Below are 18,416 nucleotides of genomic sequence, written 5' to 3'. Positions count from 1 at the left end.
TCACTGCTCCTGAATACCGGCCTGCCCAAAAACCGCACAGATTCGCGGGGCCTTCCTGTCACTTTTGACCATCACAAATGGAGCACAGACGCCAGCGTGCGTCATTTTTTCGCGTCGGGTCGGTGGAATCTTTTTCAGGGTTTCAGCCAAAAGCGAGCCAAAACCGGCAAAGGCTTGGGTTCGTGCAGCCGATACGCAAACCCTCTGGTTCCGTGCACGCCATCAGAACGAGGGTGTCACGCCGCCAGCGGATACGCCTCTTCCACCAGGTAGGGGCCGCCACCGACACTCGATTTCGCCGAGAACAGCACGAACCGTCCGGCAATGAAGGGCTGCGCCTGGAAGTTGCCGCGCTCGCTCAGCCACTTGGCCACGTCCTCGTTGGTCGAGGTCCTGCAACGGGCAAGGGTCACATGCGGAACATACTTGCGTCGCTCGGCCGGCAGATGCAAACGCTGGATGATGCGTTCCTGCTCGGCCTGCAATTCGGCAAGTTGAGCGGTCGGCTCAACCCGGGCCCAGACCGCATGCGGCTTGCCGTTGCCGAAGGAGCCCAATCCGTTGAGGCGGATTTCCACCGGATCCCTGCGGACACGATCGAGCGCGGCGGCGATCTCGTCGGCCGTACGGTCGTCGATGTCGCCAATGAAGCGCAAGGTGATGTGGTAGTTCTCCGGATCAATCCAGCGGGCGCCCCGAAGGCCTCCCCGGAGCATCGAAAGCATGAGTGCCGTCTGGGACGGAATCTCAAGGCCTGTAAATAGGCGCGGCATGGGTGTTCCCTCCGCTGTCGCTGATGAATCCCATGAGGAATCAACTTCATGAAAATCGCAAGACAAAAAGCTAAGTTTTTGAGCGCGTTCAAAAATTCAGCGCCGCACTCAAATGAAAACCGGGCTGGTTCATAACCAGCCCGGCCTCCGATCTGCAGATGATTCTCTAAAAAGATTTATCGATCAGGAAGTTACGCCAGTTACGGCGCCGGATTGCCGAATTCCTGATGCAGCGCATCGATTTTCTCCAGAACATCGGCACTCAGCGTAACGTCCGCAGCTCCGATGTCGGTATCCAGCTGCTCAATGGTCGTCGCACCCAGGATGACCGAGGTCATGAAAGACCGCGACATGGCAAAGGCAAGTGCCATCTGCGACGGATCAAGCCCCGCCTCCTGCGCCAGGTCCAGATAGGCATCGACCGCCTCGATGGTGCGCGGATGCTCATAGCGCTGCAGGCGGTTGAATAGCGTCTTGCGGGCACCTGCCGGAAGGGCGCCATTGCGGTATTTGCCCGTCAGATATCCCTGGGCCAGTGCCGAATATCCCAGAAGACCGACATCTTCCCGGCGGGCAACTTCCGCAAGGCCGGTTTCGAAGGTCCGGTTGACCAGGGAATAGGCGTTCTGGATCGAGACCACTCGCGGCACGTCATACATCTCGGACGCCGCAACGTAGCGCATCGTGCCCCAGGCACTTTCGTTGGAGACACCGACGTGACGGATTTTGCCGGCCTTGACCAGATCCCCAAGGATTTCCAGCGTCGACTGGATGCTGTTTTCGTCCGGAGCCGGTTCGACATCCGCCCAGCGCGTCGGGTTTGAACCGAAGCCGCCGACGTTCCGGTCCGGCCAATGGATCTGGTAGAGGTCGATATAGTCTGTTTCCAGGTTCTTCAGGCTGCGGTCGACCGCAAATTCAATCTCTTCGCGAACCAGTTTCGCCTTCGCACCGTTTTCACGGAACCAGTCCATGTCGGTCCGCCCGACCACCTTGGTGGCCATGACGATCTTGTCCCGCATGCCGGTTTTCTTGAACCACGTGCCAACGATGCGCTCGGTCCGGCCCTGGGTCTCTTTCTTCGGCGGGATCGGATAGAGCTCTGCCGCGTCGAAGAAATTGATGCCCTTTTCCACGGCGCGGTCCATCTGGGCGTGACCTTCCGCTTCGGAGTTCTGCTCTCCGAAGGTCATGGTACCGAGGCAAAGGGCGCTGACCTGTATATCCGTGCGGCCAAGACGGCGCTTTTCCATAAGACTATCCTTCAAATTTTGAAAACGGGGCGTCCCGGAAGCCGGATCGGCTTCCACCCCAGGTCCAGAGCAAAGCCCTTAGGATCGGGCTTTGGCCAAAAGCTCTTCCACTTTCGGCAGAATGTTTTCGACGATGACTTCCACCCCTTTGGCGTTGGGATGCATACCGTCGGAAAGGTTGAGATCGGGATTGAGGGCGGCACCCTCGAGGAAGAAGGGATAAAACAACGCATCGTGCGCCTTGGCAACATCGGAGTAGATCGGATCGAATGCCTCGGCATATTCCGGCCCAAGATTGCGCGGAGCCAGCATGCCCGCAACAAGCACGGCAACACCGCGTTCCGTCAGGCGCCGGACGATTTCGTCGATATTCTTGCGCGTCAGCTCCGGAGAGATCCCCCGCAACGCGTCGTTTGCCCCAAGCTCCACGATGACGGCACTGGTGTCCGGTCCCACCGACCAGTCCAGCCGCGACAGCCCGCCGCTTGACGTGTCGCCAGAGACACCGGCGTTGACGACCTCGACCGATTGCCCCTTCGCATCAAGCGCTTTCTGGAGCTGATCCGTGAAGCCCTCTCCTGCCGACAGCTGATAGCCGGCGGACAGACTGTCCCCCAGCACCACCAGTTTCAGATCGGCCGACTGGGCGGCCATTGGCAGGAAAGACAGGATGATTATCGTCAGGCAGGCAATAAACCGGTTCACGTGAACACTCTTTTGGGACTGGAAGACGCTCTTCAACAGGCCCATATGGTCGCAGAGCGTCCAATTGTCGAGGGCTTGTGACTGTCAGGAAGACGATCACACGCCCATTGTAAAGGCCAGAGAATGACAAATTCGCCCGCGATCGCCCTGAAAGACGTCCACCTGACCCTCGGCGAAGGCGCCGGGCGGGTGCATATCCTGAAGGGGATCGACCTTCAAATCGAGAAGGGGGCCTCCGTCGGCCTTGTCGGCCCGTCAGGGTCCGGAAAATCGACATTGCTGATGGTCATGGCGGGGCTGGAACGCGCCGATGAAGGCTCGGTCAACGTGGCCGGATCCGAACTCGGCCCCCTGTCTGAAGACCAACTGGCCCGGTTTCGCGGCCGCAATGTCGGTATCATTTTCCAGTCGTTTCACCTTGTTCCCAACATGACCGCTTTGGAAAACGTGGCCGTGCCGCTGGAACTTGCTGGGGATGCCGCCGCCTTCGACAAGGCCAAGGCGGAACTGGATGCCGTTGGTCTCGGGCACCGCATGCACCACTACCCGGCGCAACTGTCCGGCGGCGAACAGCAGCGTGTCGCCGTGGCAAGGGCGCTGGTCGTCGAACCCGCGATCCTGATCGCAGACGAACCGACTGGCAACCTCGATGAAAGCACCGGCGCACAGATTGTCGACCTGATGTTCACCGCCCAGAAGAACCGGGGCACGACGCTGGTTCTGGTCACCCACGACCCGAGCCTTGCCGCCCGCTGCGACCGCATGATCCGCGTTCGCTCCGGAGAAATCGAAGAAGAAACGTCTGACCGCGCCCGCCGCGAGGTGTCTGCATGAGCGCGTTTGTCCCGGGCAACGCACCGGCAAACCACCAGACGATGCGCCTTGCTGCCCGGTTTGCCTTTCGTGAACTGCGCGGTGGCCTCAAGGGTTTTTACATTTTCATTGCCTGTATCGCGCTCGGCGTGGCGGCAATCGCAGGCGTCACGTCTGTCTCACGGGCTCTTACAGAAGGGATTTCGCGCGAAGGTCAGTCCATCCTGGGCGGTGATCTCGATTTTTCCCTGATCCACCGGCAGGCCGACGCCGATCAACTTGCCTATCTGAACGGCCTTGGTGACCTGTCCCGCGTTGCGACCACGCGGGCAATGGCAAGAAGACCGGAGACCGGCGATCAGGCATTGGTAGAGCTGAAAGCCGTCGACGGTCCCTATCCCCTTTACGGCACATTTGAACTTGCCTCCGGAGAGGCCCTGGAAACGGCCCTGGCCCGGAAAGACGGGACCTGGGGCGCCGTTGTGGACCCTTCCCTTCTGGCGCGGCTTGGCGCGAATGTCGGAGATACGCTCTCCCTCGGGCGCGCCACTATCCGAATTGCCGACACCATTGCCAACGAACCTGACAAACTGGCCGGGGGCATGGAATTCGGTCCACGCCTTCTGATATCCGATGCCGCCCTGCCTGAAACCGGCTTGATCCAGCCCGGCAGCCTGGTCCGCTGGCATTACCGCGTTCGAATGGCCCCGGCTCCCAACCTGGAAGCAATGGAAGGGATCGTCGAAGAGGCCAAATCCGCCCAGCCGGACGCGGGATGGCGTATCCGCTCCCGCGCCAATGCGTCCCCGGGCCTTCAACGCAGCATTGATCGCTTCGCACAATTCCTGACACTGGTTGGCCTCACCGCGCTGGTGGTTGGCGGTGTTGGTGTGGCCAATGCCATCCGCGCCTATCTGGAAACCAAGCGTGAGGTTATCGCCAGCTTCAAGTGCCTGGGCTCGACGGGCGGCTTCGTCTTCAAGATCTATCTGGTTCAAATGCTGGTGCTTGCGCTTCTCGGCATCGTCGTCGGCCTTGTGCTGGGTGCCCTGATCCCCTTTGCCGCAGCTGCCGCACTGGCGCCGGTTCTGCCGGTCAAGCTCGCGGCCAGCATCTATCCGACCGAGCTTGCCCTTGGCCTCGTCTACGGCCTCCTGACCGCTCTCGCCTTTGCAATCTGGCCGTTGGGGCGGGCTCATGACGTACCGCCGACGGCCCTTTTCCGGGATATCGTGACCGGCGGCGCCAAGCTGCCGCGCAAACGCTATCTGTTTGCCACCGCGGCAACAGTGCTTGCCCTTGCCGCCATCGCCATTCTGCTTGCCCACGACCAGCGCATGGCCGGCACCTACATCGCCGCGTCCGCCGGTGCGTTCGTTTTGCTGGTGCTGGTCGCACGCGGGATCATGGCCATAGCCAGGCGCCTGCCCAGTGTCCGCTCGACCGAGCTCAGGCTGGCGATTGCAAACATTCACCGCCCCGGAGCGCTGACCCCGTCAGTCGTGCTGTCGCTGGGACTTGGCCTGTCGCTGCTGGTGGCGCTTGCCCTCATCGACGGAAACCTGCGGCGCGAGTTGACCGCAACCATTGCCGACAAGGCTCCAAGCTTCTTCTTCATCGATATCCAGAGCCATGAACGCGATGCCTTCGAGGCCTTGCTGAATGCTGAAGCATCCGACGCCAACCTGCAAAGCGTCCCGATGCTGCGCGGCCGCATTGTCTCGCTGAACGGTATTGCGGCCGACAAGTTCGTCCCTGCCCAGGAAGGCTCCGGCTGGGTGCTGCGCGGTGACCGCGGCATTACCTATGACGCAAGCCTGCCCAAGAACTCGAAGCTGGAAGAAGGCTCCTGGTGGCCGGAGGATTACACCGGCATTCCTCTGGTGTCCTTCGATGAGGAGGCCGCCACCGATCTCGGCCTCAAGATCGGTGACCGGATCACGGTCAACGTGCTCGGCCGGGAAATCACGGCGGAAATTGCCAACACACGTACGGTGGAATGGCAGTCCCTTGCGATCAATTTCGTAATGGTGTTTTCGCCGAACACTTTTGCCGGTGCCCCGCATGCCCATCTGATGACCCTTGGCTGGGACGACGATGTGCCGGAAGAGACGGAACTTGCCTTATTGAAAACTGTCTCGAACGCCTTTCCGACAGTGACGGCAATCCGGGTGAAGGACGCGATCTCTCAGGTCAACGATCTGGTGGCACAGCTTGCCTGGGCCATCCGCGGCGCAAGCTCGATCACGCTGATCGCCAGCGTTCTGGTTCTGGCAGGTGCACTTGCCGCCGGTCATCGCAGCCGGATCTACGATGCGGTCATTCTGAAAACCATCGGTGCGACACGGGCCCGCCTGATCTTCGCCTATGCACTTGAATACGCCATTCTGGGCCTTGCAACGGCGGTGTTCGCTTTGCTGGCCGGAGGGGTCGCCGCCTGGTACGTGATAACGCAGATCATGGACGGATCGTTCGTGATGATGCCGGTAACCGCAGCAGGTGCCGCGCTGATCGCGCTGGTGCTGACGGTGGGTTTCGGCCTCGTCGGCACATGGCGAGTGCTGGGTGAAAAGCCCGCACCTGTCCTGCGAAACCTCTAGCGCAAAGAGCGGTCAGCTGCTGTAGCGGCGAACGTGCGCACAGGATAAACTGATCAAAGGACGTTTGCCGGCTTCGGTCGAGCCTCCTTTGATCAGCAAGGCTATTTCCGGCAGACCGGTAGACTTCCGAAAACAAGATCGAACGAATTCTTGCCGTGCGCTGATCTATTTCGATCCGGCGTCCACAGCTCTTGGCAAACTTCGTTCAGGAAAAAATCCTGAAATACAACCAAATCGCGACAAACTTCAGCTCCACACAACTTGCATACTGAATTGATCTTGGCTATCCGGTTCAGGTCCGGGCAGTTTGTTAAGAAGGGGCCATTCCATGTTCAAGTTTCTCCCGAAAATTCGTTTGAAGACCATTGCCGGGGCTGCAGCCCTGTCCGCAGTTGCCGCCATGGCATTCGCCCCTGCCGCGTCGGCGGAAAGCCCGTTTCATACCGGGGTCTGGCAGTTGAACACGCCGGAAGGCCCGCGCGGCCTCGTCGTCAGTGACTGGCTGGTCTTCGAAAACGGTTTGCCGAAGCGCTGGCTCTATCGCCGGGCCGGCACCAACGACGCCAACCAGTTCGATTTCTTCACCCGTTCGATGAACGATTCCGGCTACACGCCGGTCGGTATCCGGGTGTACCGCACCGGCGACAATGCGATGAAATACACGCTGGCGCCCAAGGGCGAGGACCCGATCGAGGTTTCCGCCGTCCGTCTTTCCATCCCGAATTTCGAGAATTCCTGCCTTTCCGTCGAGAAAAAAGGCAAGCGCTTCTACGGTAACTGGGTCGGCACTGAAGGCTCCAGGCTGAAGAAACTGAACGTGTCGAAAAACCGGCTGACCATCGACGGCGAAGCGCGCAAGGTATCGATCGCGGAAGTCCGCGTCGGCCGCATGGGCATCACCGAAAACGGCAAGCCGATCGCTTTCCTCACCGATGCCGGCGGCGACTATGCGGTTCTGCAGTGGTTCAAGCCCGGTGTGACCGTCGAGCAGATGCAGGATCCGGAAAAGGAAATCCTCGATTTCGCGTCGGAAGAAATCGTTCGCAACCCCGGCGGCACCTGCGACCGGCAGATCGAATCCCGACTGAAAGCCATGAAATAATACGACTGAATCTGAGCCTGTTTTTAAGGATAGGTTCAAATAATCTGTCCTGAGCGCAAAGATTACGAATTTTTCATCGAATTCGACTTGTGCTCGGGATAGGCTTTTCCCATATGTTGAGGGAGTTGTGTTGCATGCGCGATTGCATGCGCACGTCTATCTAGAAGGGGATTCATACGACCATGTCGACCTATGACCGTCAATCTCAAGGCGCGTATACCGTCGCCGGCGCACGCGCCGAGGCCGGCATCGATCAGGGCCTGCGCTCCTACATGCTGGGCGTCTATAACTACATGACCATCGGCCTTGCGCTGACCGGCTTTCTTGCGCTGGCAACGGTCATGCTTGCAACGACCACCGATCCGAACTCCGCTGTCGCCAGCCTTGGCAACGGCCGCATGCTCACACAGCTGGGTGTTGCCATCTACGGCAGCCCGCTGAAATGGGTTGTCATGCTCGCACCGCTCGGAATGGTGTTCTGGCTGTCCTTCCGCATTCAGTCCATGAGTGCCGGCGCAGCGCGGACCCTTTTCCTGGTCTACGCATCCGTAATGGGTATCTCCCTGTCCTCGATCTTCCTGGTTTACACCCCGGGCTCGATCGCTCAGGTCTTCTTCATCACCGCCGGTACCTTCGGCGCGCTGAGCCTGTTCGGCTACACCACGAAGAAGGACCTCTCCGGCTGGGGCTCGTTCCTGTTCATCGGCCTGATCGGTATCGTGATCGCGTCGCTGGTCAACATCTTCATGGCATCTTCCGCCCTGCAGTTCGCCATCTCCGTGATCGGTGTTCTGGTGTTCGCCGGCCTGACCGCCTACGACACCCAGCAGATCAAGGAAATGTACTACGAAGGCGACAGCGGTGAAGTCGCTACGAAGAAGTCCGTCATGGGCGCGCTGCGTCTGTACCTCGACTTCATCAACCTGTTCATCATGCTGCTGCAGCTGTTCGGCAACCGCGACTAAGCGCAGCCAAACTGAACAAACGGAAAAGCCCGGCCTTGTGCCGGGCTTTTTTGTGACCGCACGACTGTCCGACACATCGCACGCCGACACTTGCGCCAATGGGCGTCAACGCAAGCCTTGCGCAAATCAATGGAATGAAGCGGCAGAACACTGCGCTGCCAGACTTGGCCGAACCAATCGTCTGGTCCTCGGCCAGAAGGTAACCGACCAGCATTAGCCGGTCATTGACGCCACCTTCAAGGAAATGCACGTGAGCGGATCAGCGCAGGGGAAATGAACCTCACCCGGCCATCAGCAGACTGACCGGATACCTGGTCAGGCGTCGACCACCCGAAGATGTTTTTTCTTCTCCAGAACCCTCAGCACCTGCGCCAGATCGTGGCCACGCTTCAGGATCATGCCCCCGGTCGCCACGACCGAATAAGCGCCCTGGCGGCGGGCCAGCTTCGGGTCCTTCTCGATCCTGTAAAGCGGCATTTCGGAAGATCTGCGAAACACGGAGAAGATTGCCCGGTCCTTCAGGAGGTCGATGGCATAGTCCCGCCACTCGCCGTCGGCGACCATGCGCCCGTAGAGCCTCAGAATGACATCGAGTTCGCGCCTGTTGAATGCAACAATGGGTTTGGGAGGGGGAGCCGGTTGATGTTGTGGCGACGGGCTTGCACCCGCACCACGCTGAAACGCGCTGTCGTCGGCTTCGCTCATTCCGCCTCCATTCCGTTCGCGGTTTCGCTGCTGACAGGTAACCGACAAGAGAATCGTCGGGAGACGCCTGTCACCTGGCTGTCATGATGCGTCTTCTTTAGCCATTCTGGCAAGCCCGCAACGTCATATTGACTGACAGAGGTCCGAAACCAGAGTAATTTTGCCAATAAGTTTTACGGGAAGAAGTGCAAAAACGAACGCAACGGCACTTTGCCAAGAAAGAATGCATAAATTTCCTTGATTTTGCCGCATTCCAGCCCTTGGCCAGCCATTTTAGACACCCATATTAAGATCATACCCTGATGGGTATGGCCCGTAGAAGCCGCGGAATGCATTAGCCCCCCAGCCCCCCGGGGTTTTTACTGGCCAACCAGATTTAGTGAGTCAAACATCAGGGCAACTGAAGGGCCGGCATTATGCCGGCCCTTTTCATTTGTGGACCTGCCTGTTCCTCTGCTTTCAAACTACTTCAGAAAATCCCTGAGGAACGACAGGAACCGCGCATCCGTTCCATAGGCCACATTGACCCGCATTGCCGGCTTCTGCCGGGTCTCCCGGTTCGGATAGAAGACGGCGCCCGGTGCAATGAAGATGCTTTGCTTGCTGGCAGCAGCGCACAGTTCCCGTTCATCCACATCATCGGGAAACTCCACCCAGAGATAGAACCCGGGAATGGAGCACTCCCGCACAGACAACCCGATCGCCTCCAGTGTCCCGAAGGATGCCTTGTAGGCATCTTCCACCCGGCTCCTGAGACGCCGCAGATGTCTCAGATAATGGCCGGCCTGCATCAGATTGAACACGAAGCGTTCGACGTGGTCGGATGAATTGACCACCGTCAGCATCTTGATATCGGCAAGCTGGCGGATGATGTCCGGATTTCCAGCCACGTAGCCGCATCTGAGACTGGCCGACAGTGTCTTGGAAAAGGTGCCGAGATAAAGCACCCGCTCCAGCTGGTCCAGCGCCGCCAGCCTTGGCAACGTGGCCGGAAGAATGTCGGCAAGCGCATCGTTTTCAACCAGGAGAAATCCCCAGCGCTCGGCAAGCTGCATCAACCCGAATGACCGCGAAGGGGACAGGGAACCGCCGGTCGGATTGTGGCCGTGGGACTGGGTGACAAACATCTTCGGCCGGTAAAGAGCGAGTTTGGCGGTCAGGTCTTCCAGGTCCGGACCGTCCCTGTCCCGCCGGATACCGACAATCTGCACCTTGGCGAAGGTCAGCTTGGAAAAGAGCGGATAATAGCCCGGCTCATCGACAAAAACCGTATCACCAGGCTCCGTCAGATGCCGGATGATCAGATCCAGGCCATGGTTGACGCCATGGGTCAAAAGAAGCCCTTGCGGATCGGCCGGGATCGACCGCTCCAGCAACTGCATCCGCAGCCGGTCCCTCAGCGGACCATATCCCCACGAACTGCCGTAGCCGAATTCGATCGCTTCGGGAAAGGGCGTCTTGGCGTTGGCGAAATGGCGGCGCAGCTCCGCCCCCTCCATCCACGACGGCGGCGGGCGTCCGTCTCCCGGACGCACTTCATAATGCTGTTCCAGCTGCTCCCGCAGCAACGACATGCCGTCGACCGCGGCCGTGACATGTGGCGCAGGCGGGGTCTTGGAAGCTGGTCCGACCTGTGACATGTAGTATCCGGAGCCGGCCCGCGCTTCCAGTAGCCCTCGGGCGACCAGCCGGTCGTAAGCTTCCGCCATCGTGTTTTTCGAAACGCCGTTCTCCCGCGCGGCCTGACGAATGGAAGGCAACCGCTCAAACGTCTTGTACGCCCCTGCCTCCAGCATCAGCGCGACTTTCTCGACGATCTGATCGACGCGAGACAGTTTCCGCCCGCTACCCGTAACCCTCATTGTCCCTCAAAATTTACTGGGACAGTGCTGCCCATAAATCCGACAACTGTCCCTTGATTGTCCCAATCATTTTTATGACAGTTTGCCCCATTACGCCAGCAAATGGCAATTTCCTTGGGAGGGAAAAATGACCAAAGTAAGTAGACGCAGCCTTCTTGCAGGTGCAGCCGTTGGCGGCACCGCCCTCGCAGCACCGATTGCGGCCAAGGCACAGGATGCGGTTGAGTGGCGCATGCAGGCTCTCTGGGACGCCGGCACCACACCTTTCGAATTCGAGAAGAAGTTTGTCGAGCGCGTCAGCGAACTGACCGACGGCAATTTCAAGATCACACTGTTCTCCGCCGGCCAGCTCGTGCCTGCCAACCAGGCATTCGATGCCGTTCGCGCCGGTGCATTCCAGCTGATGAAGACCTTCGACGGCTACGAAGCCGGCAAGATCCCGGCATTTGCCTTCACGTCCACCATCCCGTTCGGCTTCCCCGAGTCCGACCAGTATGAAGCCTGGTTCTACGAAAAGGGCGGTCTGGATCTCGCCCGCGAAGCCTATGCAAAGGCCGGCCTCTTCTACATTGCCCCCACCGTCTATGGCGAAGAGCCGATCCACTCGACCGTCAAGATGGAAACCATCGCCGACATGGCCGGCAAGAAGGGCCGCTTTGTCGGGCTCGCTTCCGCGGTCATGGCCGACCAGGGCGTTTCCGTGACCCCGCTGCCGACGGCGGAAGTCTATACGGCGCTTGAAAAAGGCCTGATCGATTTTGCCGACCGCGGCGATCTCACCGCCAACTACGAAGCAGGCCTTGGCGAAGTCGCCAAGTTCATCATCCTGCCGGGCGTGCACCAGCCGACCACCGCCACCAGCTATGTCGCCAACCAGGGCGCCTATGACGCCCTGCCGGACGACTACAAGGCGGCGCTTGCCGTTGCGGCTCGGGAGATCTCCGGATCGCTGCGCCAGCACATCATGGTGCAGAATGTCGACGTCCTGAAGAAATACGGCGAACAAGGCGTCGAGATCATCCAGCTCGACCCGGCCGATGTCGCGGCCAACCGGTCCAAGGCTGTCGAGTCCTGGAAAAAGGCTACCAAGGAAGACGATCTGGCGAATCGCGTGCTCGCGAGCCAGATTGAGTTCATGACAGCCCTCGGGCTGATCTGACCCTTCCTCCCACCGGACGGTAGACGGCACCTCCCTGCCGTCTGCCGTCCGGTCGTCCTTTCGATCGGCAAATGCTCAGCTTCATGAAATCCGTCAGTTCCATCGTCACCGGCGTCAACCGGTTGTTCTTCCTCCTTGCGGCGGCGCTCATCTTCGCGGTGGTGCCGATCCTGCTGTTCGAAGTGGTCGCAAGATACCTGTTCGATGCGCCGACGGTGTGGGCCATGGAAGCCAGCACGTTGATCTTCGGTCCGCATTTCATGCTGGCCGGACCTTACCTTCTGCACCTGAAGGGCCACGTCGCCGTCGACATCTTCAGCGAAAAACTGACGGGATTGCCGAAAGTGGCTCTCGACGTGTTCTCCTATGCCGTCATTGCTGTGTTTGCAGGCGTTTTTGCCTGGGTCAGCTGGCCGCTTGCAATCAACGCCTACTCCCTCGGCGAAACCAGCTTTTCCGCCTGGAACCCACCTGTCTGGTGGCTGAAATTCGTCGTGCCGCTTTCCTTTGCGCTCCTGTTTTTGCAGGCCCTTGTTGAAGCCTGCAACGCAACGCGCCCGGCGCAGGAACAGACGGGAGCAAGCGCATGAGCTCCGAATTCGTTCTTGCCATCATGTTCGCCAGCCTTGTGGGCCTGCTGCTCACCGGCCTGCCGCTTGCCTTCACGCTCGGCGCACTTGCGCTCGTTTTCACGCTAACGCTGTGGGGCCCCGCCGCCCTCTCCGTTACCGTCCTCAACCTCTACTCCACCATGACGTCGGAATCGCTCCTCGCGATCCCGCTTTATGTGATGATGGCCAGCATCCTTCAGCGTTCCGGTGTTATCGAAAGCCTTTACCGGGCCATGGAGCTCTGGTCGCGGCGGTTACCGGGTGGCCTGGCGGTGGGCACCATCGCCATCTGCACGATCATCGCCGCCATGACGGGCATCGTCGGTGCCGCGGTTGCCGCCATGGGCATGCTGGCCCTGCCCTCCATGCTGAAGCGCAAATATAGTCCGGAGCTCGCGATCGGGACGATCTGTGCCGGCGGAACGCTCGGCATCCTGATCCCGCCCTCGGTGATCACCATCGTCTATGCCGTGACCGCACAGGCCTCTATCGGCCAGATGTTCATCGCCGGCGTGGTGCCGGGCCTGCTGCTCGCCTCGCTCTATATCGGCTATATCGTTCTGCGGTCCGCGCTCAACCCGTCCATCGCCCCGCGTCCGGACAACGACGCCCCGGCCACCTGGGAAGAGCGCATTGCCTCGCTGAAATCCCTCATCCTGCCGCTGCTGATCATCGTCGGCGTCCTTGGCACGATCTACATGGGTATCGCAACACCCACGGAAGCAGCCGCCGTCGGCGTCTTCCTGGCGTTCCTGTCTTCGCTTATCGAGCGCCGGTTCGGCTGGGAGCTCATATCCGGCGTTGCCCTCGACGTGGTCAAGGTGACCGCCATGATCCTCTGGATCACCATCGGTGCGCGGGCCTTTGTGGCAATCTTCACCGGCACCGGCGGCGCGGACTTCCTCCTGTCCTTCATTCAGGATCTCGATGCCAACCGCTGGATCGTGCTCGCCATCATGCTGGGCATTCTGTTCTTCCTCGGCATGTTCCTGGACGAAATGGGCATCATCCTCTTGTGCGTGCCCGTCTTCCTGCCGGTGATCGACTTCCTCGAGTTCGACCGGCTCTGGTTCGGCATCCTGTTCCTCGTTTCGGCGCAGATGGCCTACATCTCCCCGCCCTTCGGCTACACGCTCTTCTACATGAAGGGTGTCCTGCCCGCCGGCATCGGCATGGGCACGGTCTACCGTGCCATCGTTCCCTTCATCCTGCTGCAAGCCATCGGTATCTTCATCTGCGCCATGTTTCCGGAGCTGGTGTTGTGGCTGCCGCAATCCATGATCAATTGACAGACAGGTTTCCCCCGATGAGTGACGTCACTTCGTCCCGTATTGAAGGTTTTCACAAGCTGGACCCGGCCGGCCGGCTCCAGGCAGTCCAGCGCCAGGCGAATCTCGACAACAAGTCCGTCTCCGACCTTGTGGAAGCGGCATCCGGAAACATCGAACTGGCCGACCGCCTTGTCGAAAACGCCATTTCTTCCATGTCCATTCCTGTCGGTATCGCGACCAACATGACCGTGGACGGACGGGACGTCCTGGTGCCGATGGCCAGCGAGGAATCCTCCGTCATCGCCGCCGTGTGCAACTCGGCCAAGCGCTGCCGGCCGACCGGTGGCTTCAAGACCTCCACAAGCGGCCCGCTGATGGCAGCCCAGATCCAGCTTCTGGGTGCCAGCGACCCTGAAAACGTCCGTCTCCAGGTTTTTGAACGCATCGACGACATCCGCACCATCTGCGAAGAGATCGATCCGCTTCTGGTGAAGCTCGGCGGCGGCTTCCGTGACCTCGACATAAGGGTCATCGACACTGCCGAAGGGCCGATGACCATCGTTCACATCATCGTCGACACGCGCGACGCGATGGGCGCCAACGCCGTCAACAGCATGGCCGAGGCCCTTGCACCCAAGCTGGAAGAATGGACCGGCGCCCGCAGTCTCCTGCGCATCCTGACCAACCTGGCCGACCGCCGCGTGGCACGCGTGCGGGCTGTCTGGCCGCTGGAGGAAATCGGAGGTGAAAAGGTTCGGGACGACATGCTGTCGGCCTATCACTTTGCCGATGCCGACCCCTATCGGGCAGCCACCCATAACAAGGGCATCATGAACGGCATCAGCGCGGTGGTTCTGGCAACCGGCAACGATACCAGAGCCGTGGAGGCAGGCGCCCATGCCTTCGCGTCGAAAGACGGCCGCTACCGCTCTATGTCCCGCTGGGAAAAGGACGGCGACGGCAATCTTGTGGGCATCCTGGAACTGCCGATGGCTGTCGGACTGGTCGGTGGCGCAACAAAGATCCACCCCACCGCGCAGGCCAACCTGAAAATTCTCGGCGTGACCACGGCAGACGAACTGGCCCGGATCATCGTTGCCGTCGGCCTGGCGCAGAATTTCGGCGCATTGCGCGCCCTTGCCACCACCGGCATCCAGAAAGGCCACATGGCCCTGCACGCCCAGAACGTTGCTCTGATGGTGGGCGCGACCGGCGAGGAAATCGACCTGGTGGCCAACGAGCTGAAATCGCTTGGCAAGGTGCGGCAGGATCTGGCCGAGGAAATTCTCGCCCGGCTGCGGCAGGGCGCCAACGCCTGAGGCCTTTTGACAAGGTTCGACCGGAGGGGTCTCGGCACTATTACCGTGTTGCCCCTCTGGCCGATCAACTCCCGGATGCCGAAGGCAATGAAATCGGCATAATTGGCGTTTCTACGACGCGATTGCCTCTTTTCCGTCGGATTGCTTGTTGTATCTTTCTAAAAGCATGACAACCGACCTGATAGATCTGCGCGCGGCCCGGACCGCCGATTGTGAGGCACTCGCCAGCATCCATAGCGAAGCCTGGCTGGGCGCCTATCGCGGCGTCTTGCACGGTGTCGATCTTCAGAAGATGATTTCGCGCCGAGGCAGCAGCTGGTGGCGTGGTGCCCTTGCCAGGGGTGTCGACATCAAGATCCTCAGCATTGCTGAAATTCCCGCCGGTTACGCGACCTATGGGCCGTGCCGACTGCGGGATACCGGCATGGATGGCGAAATCTACGAGCTTTATCTGAAGCCGGAATATCAGGGCCTCGGGTTCGGCCGGGCCCTTTTCCAGAATGTGCGGGAAACGCTGTCGGCGAAGAGCATGCCCGGTGTCGCGGTGCAGGTCCTGAGCGCCAACGAGCCCGCGCGCGCTTTCTACAAGGCCGTCGGTGGCAAGCTTGCGGCAAAGTCCTGGTACAGGATCGGCGGCCGAAGGCTGGAGCTCAGCATCTACGCCTGGCCCCAAATCAGCACCTGAGCCGCAGGGCGCTTGCCTAATAGAGAATTCCGGGATTGCCGAGGATCTGCGGCGGCTGCGTGCAGTCGAAAGAACCGGCCATGGTATCGGCGGCCTGGCGTGCCAAATCGTTGGCGTTCTTGTTGGCCTGGGCATCGATCCGGGCAATCTGGCAGGTGCCGCCACCGGGCTGCAGCTGGGTCACGATCAGCACGCTGCCAGTCCTGGACCCCTCGTCGAGGCTCGGAAACCAGCGCAGGATGGTCGCAAACGGAACACCGCCCCTGAGGCGCCATTCCAGCGTTTCGTTGACCGTGTTGAAATTTGGTAGGGTCTGGCCTGCCGCAGGCTCGTTGGCGGCGTCGGGACCGAAGGAGACGAACATGCGCAGGTCGCCCTCGGCAACATAGACACCCGCTCCCTTGTAGCCGGTGCACTGCCAGGCACCGCCGAAGGTGCCTTCTTCCTCGTCCCCGGCCTCGATCAGCGGGCAGCTGTCCAGCAGGATCTTGGTATAGGCACTGTCGACCGACGCCGCCCCTGCAGCCTGCAGAGACACAAGCAATCCGCCGAGCGTCAAAAGGGAAACAGTAAGCCGTTTCATAAATCTATCTCCTCCGGAGCCTGCCGCGCGAATAGACGCATGTTAATCAATTAGGTGCAATGCAAAAATAAAGGACTTGAACTTCTTCGGCGGGATTGCGATAGACGCAGCAACGAATAACAGGAGTTTCCTAAATGCGTATCGACGCTGTGCCGATTGGCAAGAATCCGCCGGAAGACATCAACGTCATTATCGAGGTCTCCGTTGGCGGCGAGCCGATCAAATACGAGATGGATAAAGAAGCCGGTGCGATGTACGTCGACCGCTTCCTGTACACTCCGATGCGGTACCCGGGCAACTACGGCTTCGTTCCCCACACCCTGTGTGGTGATGGCGATCCGATCGACGTGATCGTGGTCAACCAGCGCCCGATCGTTCCGGGCGCCATCATGAGCTGCCGTCCGATCGGCGTTCTGCTGATGGAAGACGAATCCGGCCAGGACGAAAAGATCCTCGCGGTTCCGTCCCACAAGCTCAGCAAGCGCTACGACAACGTCAACGATGTGACCGACCTTCCGGAAATCACCGTTGCCCAGGTGAAGCATTTCTTTGAACACTACAAGGATCTGGAGCCGGGCAAGTGGGTGAAGATCACCGGTGTTGAAGGTGTCGAATCCGCAAAGCGGCTGATCGTTGAATCGATCGCACGCGCCCAGAAGGAAGCCGCTGAATAAGCGTTTCCGAACGGACGAAAACAAAAAGGCCTCCCGAGTGTTGCAAGACGCGGGAGGCCTTTTTCATTGCAAGGGTCAGAATTAGCGTTCCGCTGCCGCCTCGATACGCTCCATATCCTGGTCGGACAGGCCGAAATGATGCCCGATCTCGTGGATCAACACATGGGCAACCACATCGCCCAGCGTCTCGTCCATCGCGGCCCAGTAGTCGAGGATCGGCCGGCGGAAGAGCCAGATGCGGTTGGGCATCTGCCCGGTCATCACGGTTTCTTCGCCTTCGCTCAGCCCCTGGCCCTCGAACAGGCCCAGAAGGTCGTGCGGATCCTCGATGCGAAGTTCATCCAGAACGTCGTCGGGCGCATAGTCCGCAAGGCTGATCTGCAGATGACCACAGCGCAGCAGAAGATCATCCGGAAGCCCGGAGAGGATCTCGCTCGCCATCGCCTCGAAGTCTTCCAGGTCAGGTGCTTTGCGTTCGGTCCAGCTGCTGTGGCTGACCGGCCGGACGGATGCCATATCGGTTCCTTTGACGGATCGGTTCATTCAGGTGTTGGGCAGTACGTAGGTGACCAGTAGATAAATCGCCAGTCCGATTGCGAACACAAGCCCGAGACCTCGGCCGATCCGGCTGCCCCAAACCTCGATCCGGTCGTCTTCGTCCTTGTCGGCGGCGCTCAGGTGATCCTTTGCCCGGTCGGCCATGCGGACGAAGGTTGAACCGGCAACGGTCTCGCTCTCCGCATTCACCCGGTCGAGTGTGCGGAGCGCTTCATCGCGCAGTTTTTCCTTCGGGTGCTTGTTCTCGCTCATGCACCTACACTGGCCGTGTTGCCACGGCGTTTCAACCCGAAAGCGGCCAAAAGCGCCAGAAGGGCAAGCCCGCCGGACGCAACCGCGTTCCAGCCGGCAAAGGACAGGCCGAACATGCGCCAGCTAGCCTCGGTGCAGCTGACGACGCGCGTCGATTTCAACGCCTGCAGCATGTTGGCCGCAGACGTTGGCGTCGAGGTACCGCCACCGCAATCGCTCGGACCGTCCCAGAACTGCCACTCGGCGCCGGACTGGTAGATACCGAGGCCGGAACCATAGGCAAACACGGCCGCAACAACCAGAAGCAGTGCCAACGCCAACCCGGTCCGCCTTGCCTGCATCAGAAAAAGCGCCAAGAGAGCCAGGGGAAGGCCGACGTAATAGGGAATGCGCTGCTCGAGGCACAGCTTGCAGGGCACATAGCCACCAATCAGCTGAAAACCCCAGGCGGTCGCGATCGCCGCCAGGCCGCCCACCAGCAAGAGCCCCGTCAGATTGCGCGAAATCCGGTCGGCTGTCATCTCAC

19 protein-coding genes are annotated in these 18,416 nt (G+C 60.1%); 10 read left to right on the top strand and 9 right to left on the bottom strand.

All coding sequences use genetic code 11. The features are described from left to right. Positions 1 to 236: 236 nt before the first annotated feature. The 3 genes from thpR to FIV03_RS07780 all read right to left on the bottom strand — a co-directional run bounded on the left by thpR (position 237) and on the right by FIV03_RS07780 (position 2,731). Entirely contained in the window at positions 237 to 773 is a 537-nt protein-coding gene (thpR, locus tag FIV03_RS07790; protein WP_023002705.1) for an RNA 2',3'-cyclic phosphodiesterase, read from the bottom strand. 200 nt (positions 774 to 973) lie between these two features. Next, positions 974 to 2,026 carry an NADP(H)-dependent aldo-keto reductase gene (locus FIV03_RS07785; protein ID WP_152509155.1) on the bottom strand — a complete coding sequence of 351 codons (1,053 nt, stop codon included), beginning with the start codon at positions 2,024 to 2,026 and terminating at the stop codon, positions 974 to 976. Between the two features lie 78 nt (positions 2,027 to 2,104). Next, positions 2,105 to 2,731, bottom strand: coding sequence for an arylesterase (locus FIV03_RS07780; protein WP_031270103.1), 627 nt, complete (start codon positions 2,729 to 2,731; stop codon positions 2,105 to 2,107). 123 nt (positions 2,732 to 2,854) lie between these two features. Between FIV03_RS07780 and FIV03_RS07775 the strand changes: the two genes are divergently transcribed. The 4 genes from FIV03_RS07775 to FIV03_RS07760 all read left to right on the top strand — a co-directional run bounded on the left by FIV03_RS07775 (position 2,855) and on the right by FIV03_RS07760 (position 8,211). Further along, on the top strand, positions 2,855 to 3,565 hold the full coding sequence (locus FIV03_RS07775; protein ID WP_152509154.1) for an ABC transporter ATP-binding protein: 711 nt from the start codon (positions 2,855 to 2,857) through the stop codon (positions 3,563 to 3,565). Further along, positions 3,562 to 6,144 (top strand): ABC transporter permease, encoded by a 2,583-nt coding sequence (locus FIV03_RS07770; RefSeq protein WP_209009896.1) that lies wholly within the window; start codon positions 3,562 to 3,564, stop codon positions 6,142 to 6,144. Before FIV03_RS07775 ends, FIV03_RS07770 begins: the two co-directional genes overlap by 4 nt. A 328-nt stretch (positions 6,145 to 6,472) precedes the next feature. Next, positions 6,473 to 7,246 (top strand): hypothetical protein, encoded by a 774-nt coding sequence (locus FIV03_RS07765; RefSeq protein ID WP_152509153.1) that lies wholly within the window; start codon positions 6,473 to 6,475, stop codon positions 7,244 to 7,246. A gap of 182 nt (positions 7,247 to 7,428) precedes the next feature. Further along, positions 7,429 to 8,211 carry a Bax inhibitor-1/YccA family protein gene (locus FIV03_RS07760; RefSeq protein ID WP_023002698.1) on the top strand — a complete coding sequence of 261 codons (783 nt, stop codon included), beginning with the start codon at positions 7,429 to 7,431 and terminating at the stop codon, positions 8,209 to 8,211. A gap of 315 nt (positions 8,212 to 8,526) precedes the next feature. Here FIV03_RS07760 and FIV03_RS07755 read toward each other — a convergent pair whose 3' ends face one another. After that, positions 8,527 to 8,916, bottom strand: a complete 390-nt coding sequence (locus FIV03_RS07755) for a DUF2794 domain-containing protein (RefSeq protein ID WP_023002696.1) — start codon at positions 8,914 to 8,916, stop codon at positions 8,527 to 8,529. A gap of 464 nt (positions 8,917 to 9,380) precedes the next feature. Then, positions 9,381 to 10,778, bottom strand: coding sequence for a PLP-dependent aminotransferase family protein (locus FIV03_RS07750; protein ID WP_023002694.1), 1,398 nt, complete (start codon positions 10,776 to 10,778; stop codon positions 9,381 to 9,383). Between the two features lie 127 nt (positions 10,779 to 10,905). Between FIV03_RS07750 and dctP the strand changes: the two genes are divergently transcribed. The 5 genes from dctP (at position 10,906) to FIV03_RS07725 (ending at position 15,823) form a co-directional block, all read left to right on the top strand. Beyond that, on the top strand, positions 10,906 to 11,937 hold the full coding sequence (gene dctP, locus FIV03_RS07745; protein ID WP_152509152.1) for a TRAP transporter substrate-binding protein DctP: 1,032 nt from the start codon (positions 10,906 to 10,908) through the stop codon (positions 11,935 to 11,937). 83 nt (positions 11,938 to 12,020) lie between these two features. Beyond that, a complete protein-coding gene (locus tag FIV03_RS07740; protein ID WP_209010023.1) occupies positions 12,021 to 12,527 on the top strand; it encodes a TRAP transporter small permease subunit in 507 nt (168 codons plus the stop codon). Then, the gene (locus FIV03_RS07735; protein WP_152509150.1) at positions 12,524 to 13,837 is read left to right on the top strand and encodes a TRAP transporter large permease subunit; all 1,314 of its coding nucleotides are present in this window, start codon (positions 12,524 to 12,526) and stop codon (positions 13,835 to 13,837) included. Before FIV03_RS07740 ends, FIV03_RS07735 begins: the two co-directional genes overlap by 4 nt. A 17-nt stretch (positions 13,838 to 13,854) precedes the next feature. After that, on the top strand, positions 13,855 to 15,138 hold the full coding sequence (locus tag FIV03_RS07730; RefSeq protein ID WP_023002690.1) for a hydroxymethylglutaryl-CoA reductase, degradative: 1,284 nt from the start codon (positions 13,855 to 13,857) through the stop codon (positions 15,136 to 15,138). 148 nt (positions 15,139 to 15,286) lie between these two features. Continuing rightward, complete coding sequence (locus tag FIV03_RS07725; RefSeq protein WP_209009895.1) at positions 15,287 to 15,823, top strand: GNAT family N-acetyltransferase; 537 nt, start codon at positions 15,287 to 15,289, stop codon at positions 15,821 to 15,823. 16 nt (positions 15,824 to 15,839) lie between these two features. On the opposite strand, the gene FIV03_RS07720 is transcribed toward FIV03_RS07725, so the two are convergent. Further along, the gene (locus FIV03_RS07720) at positions 15,840 to 16,406 is read right to left on the bottom strand and encodes a hypothetical protein (RefSeq protein ID WP_152509149.1); all 567 of its coding nucleotides are present in this window, start codon (positions 16,404 to 16,406) and stop codon (positions 15,840 to 15,842) included. A gap of 134 nt (positions 16,407 to 16,540) precedes the next feature. Between FIV03_RS07720 and ppa the strand changes: the two genes are divergently transcribed. Beyond that, on the top strand, positions 16,541 to 17,080 hold the full coding sequence (ppa, locus tag FIV03_RS07715) for an inorganic diphosphatase (protein ID WP_152509148.1): 540 nt from the start codon (positions 16,541 to 16,543) through the stop codon (positions 17,078 to 17,080). A gap of 81 nt (positions 17,081 to 17,161) precedes the next feature. Here the strand turns inward: ppa and FIV03_RS07710 are convergent, their stop codons facing one another. Genes FIV03_RS07710 through FIV03_RS07700 form a run of 3 tightly spaced genes read right to left on the bottom strand, consistent with a single transcriptional unit; the run spans position 17,162 to position 18,411 of the window. Further along, entirely contained in the window at positions 17,162 to 17,596 is a 435-nt protein-coding gene (locus FIV03_RS07710) for a metallopeptidase family protein (protein ID WP_031270101.1), read from the bottom strand. A gap of 27 nt (positions 17,597 to 17,623) precedes the next feature. After that, positions 17,624 to 17,890: a hypothetical protein gene (locus tag FIV03_RS07705; protein ID WP_023002685.1), complete on the bottom strand. Its 267-nt coding sequence runs from the start codon at positions 17,888 to 17,890 to the stop codon at positions 17,624 to 17,626. Next, positions 17,887 to 18,411, bottom strand: a complete 525-nt coding sequence (locus FIV03_RS07700; protein ID WP_023002684.1) for a disulfide bond formation protein B — start codon at positions 18,409 to 18,411, stop codon at positions 17,887 to 17,889. The genes FIV03_RS07705 and FIV03_RS07700 overlap by 4 nt, the downstream gene beginning before the upstream one ends. Positions 18,412 to 18,416: the final 5 nt, after the last annotated feature.

The sequence above is a fragment of the Labrenzia sp. THAF187b genome, assembly GCF_009363375.1.
In the GTDB taxonomy this organism is placed as follows: domain Bacteria; phylum Pseudomonadota; class Alphaproteobacteria; order Rhizobiales; family Stappiaceae; genus Roseibium; species Roseibium algicola.
This window is presented reverse-complemented; position numbering and strand designations above follow the sequence as displayed.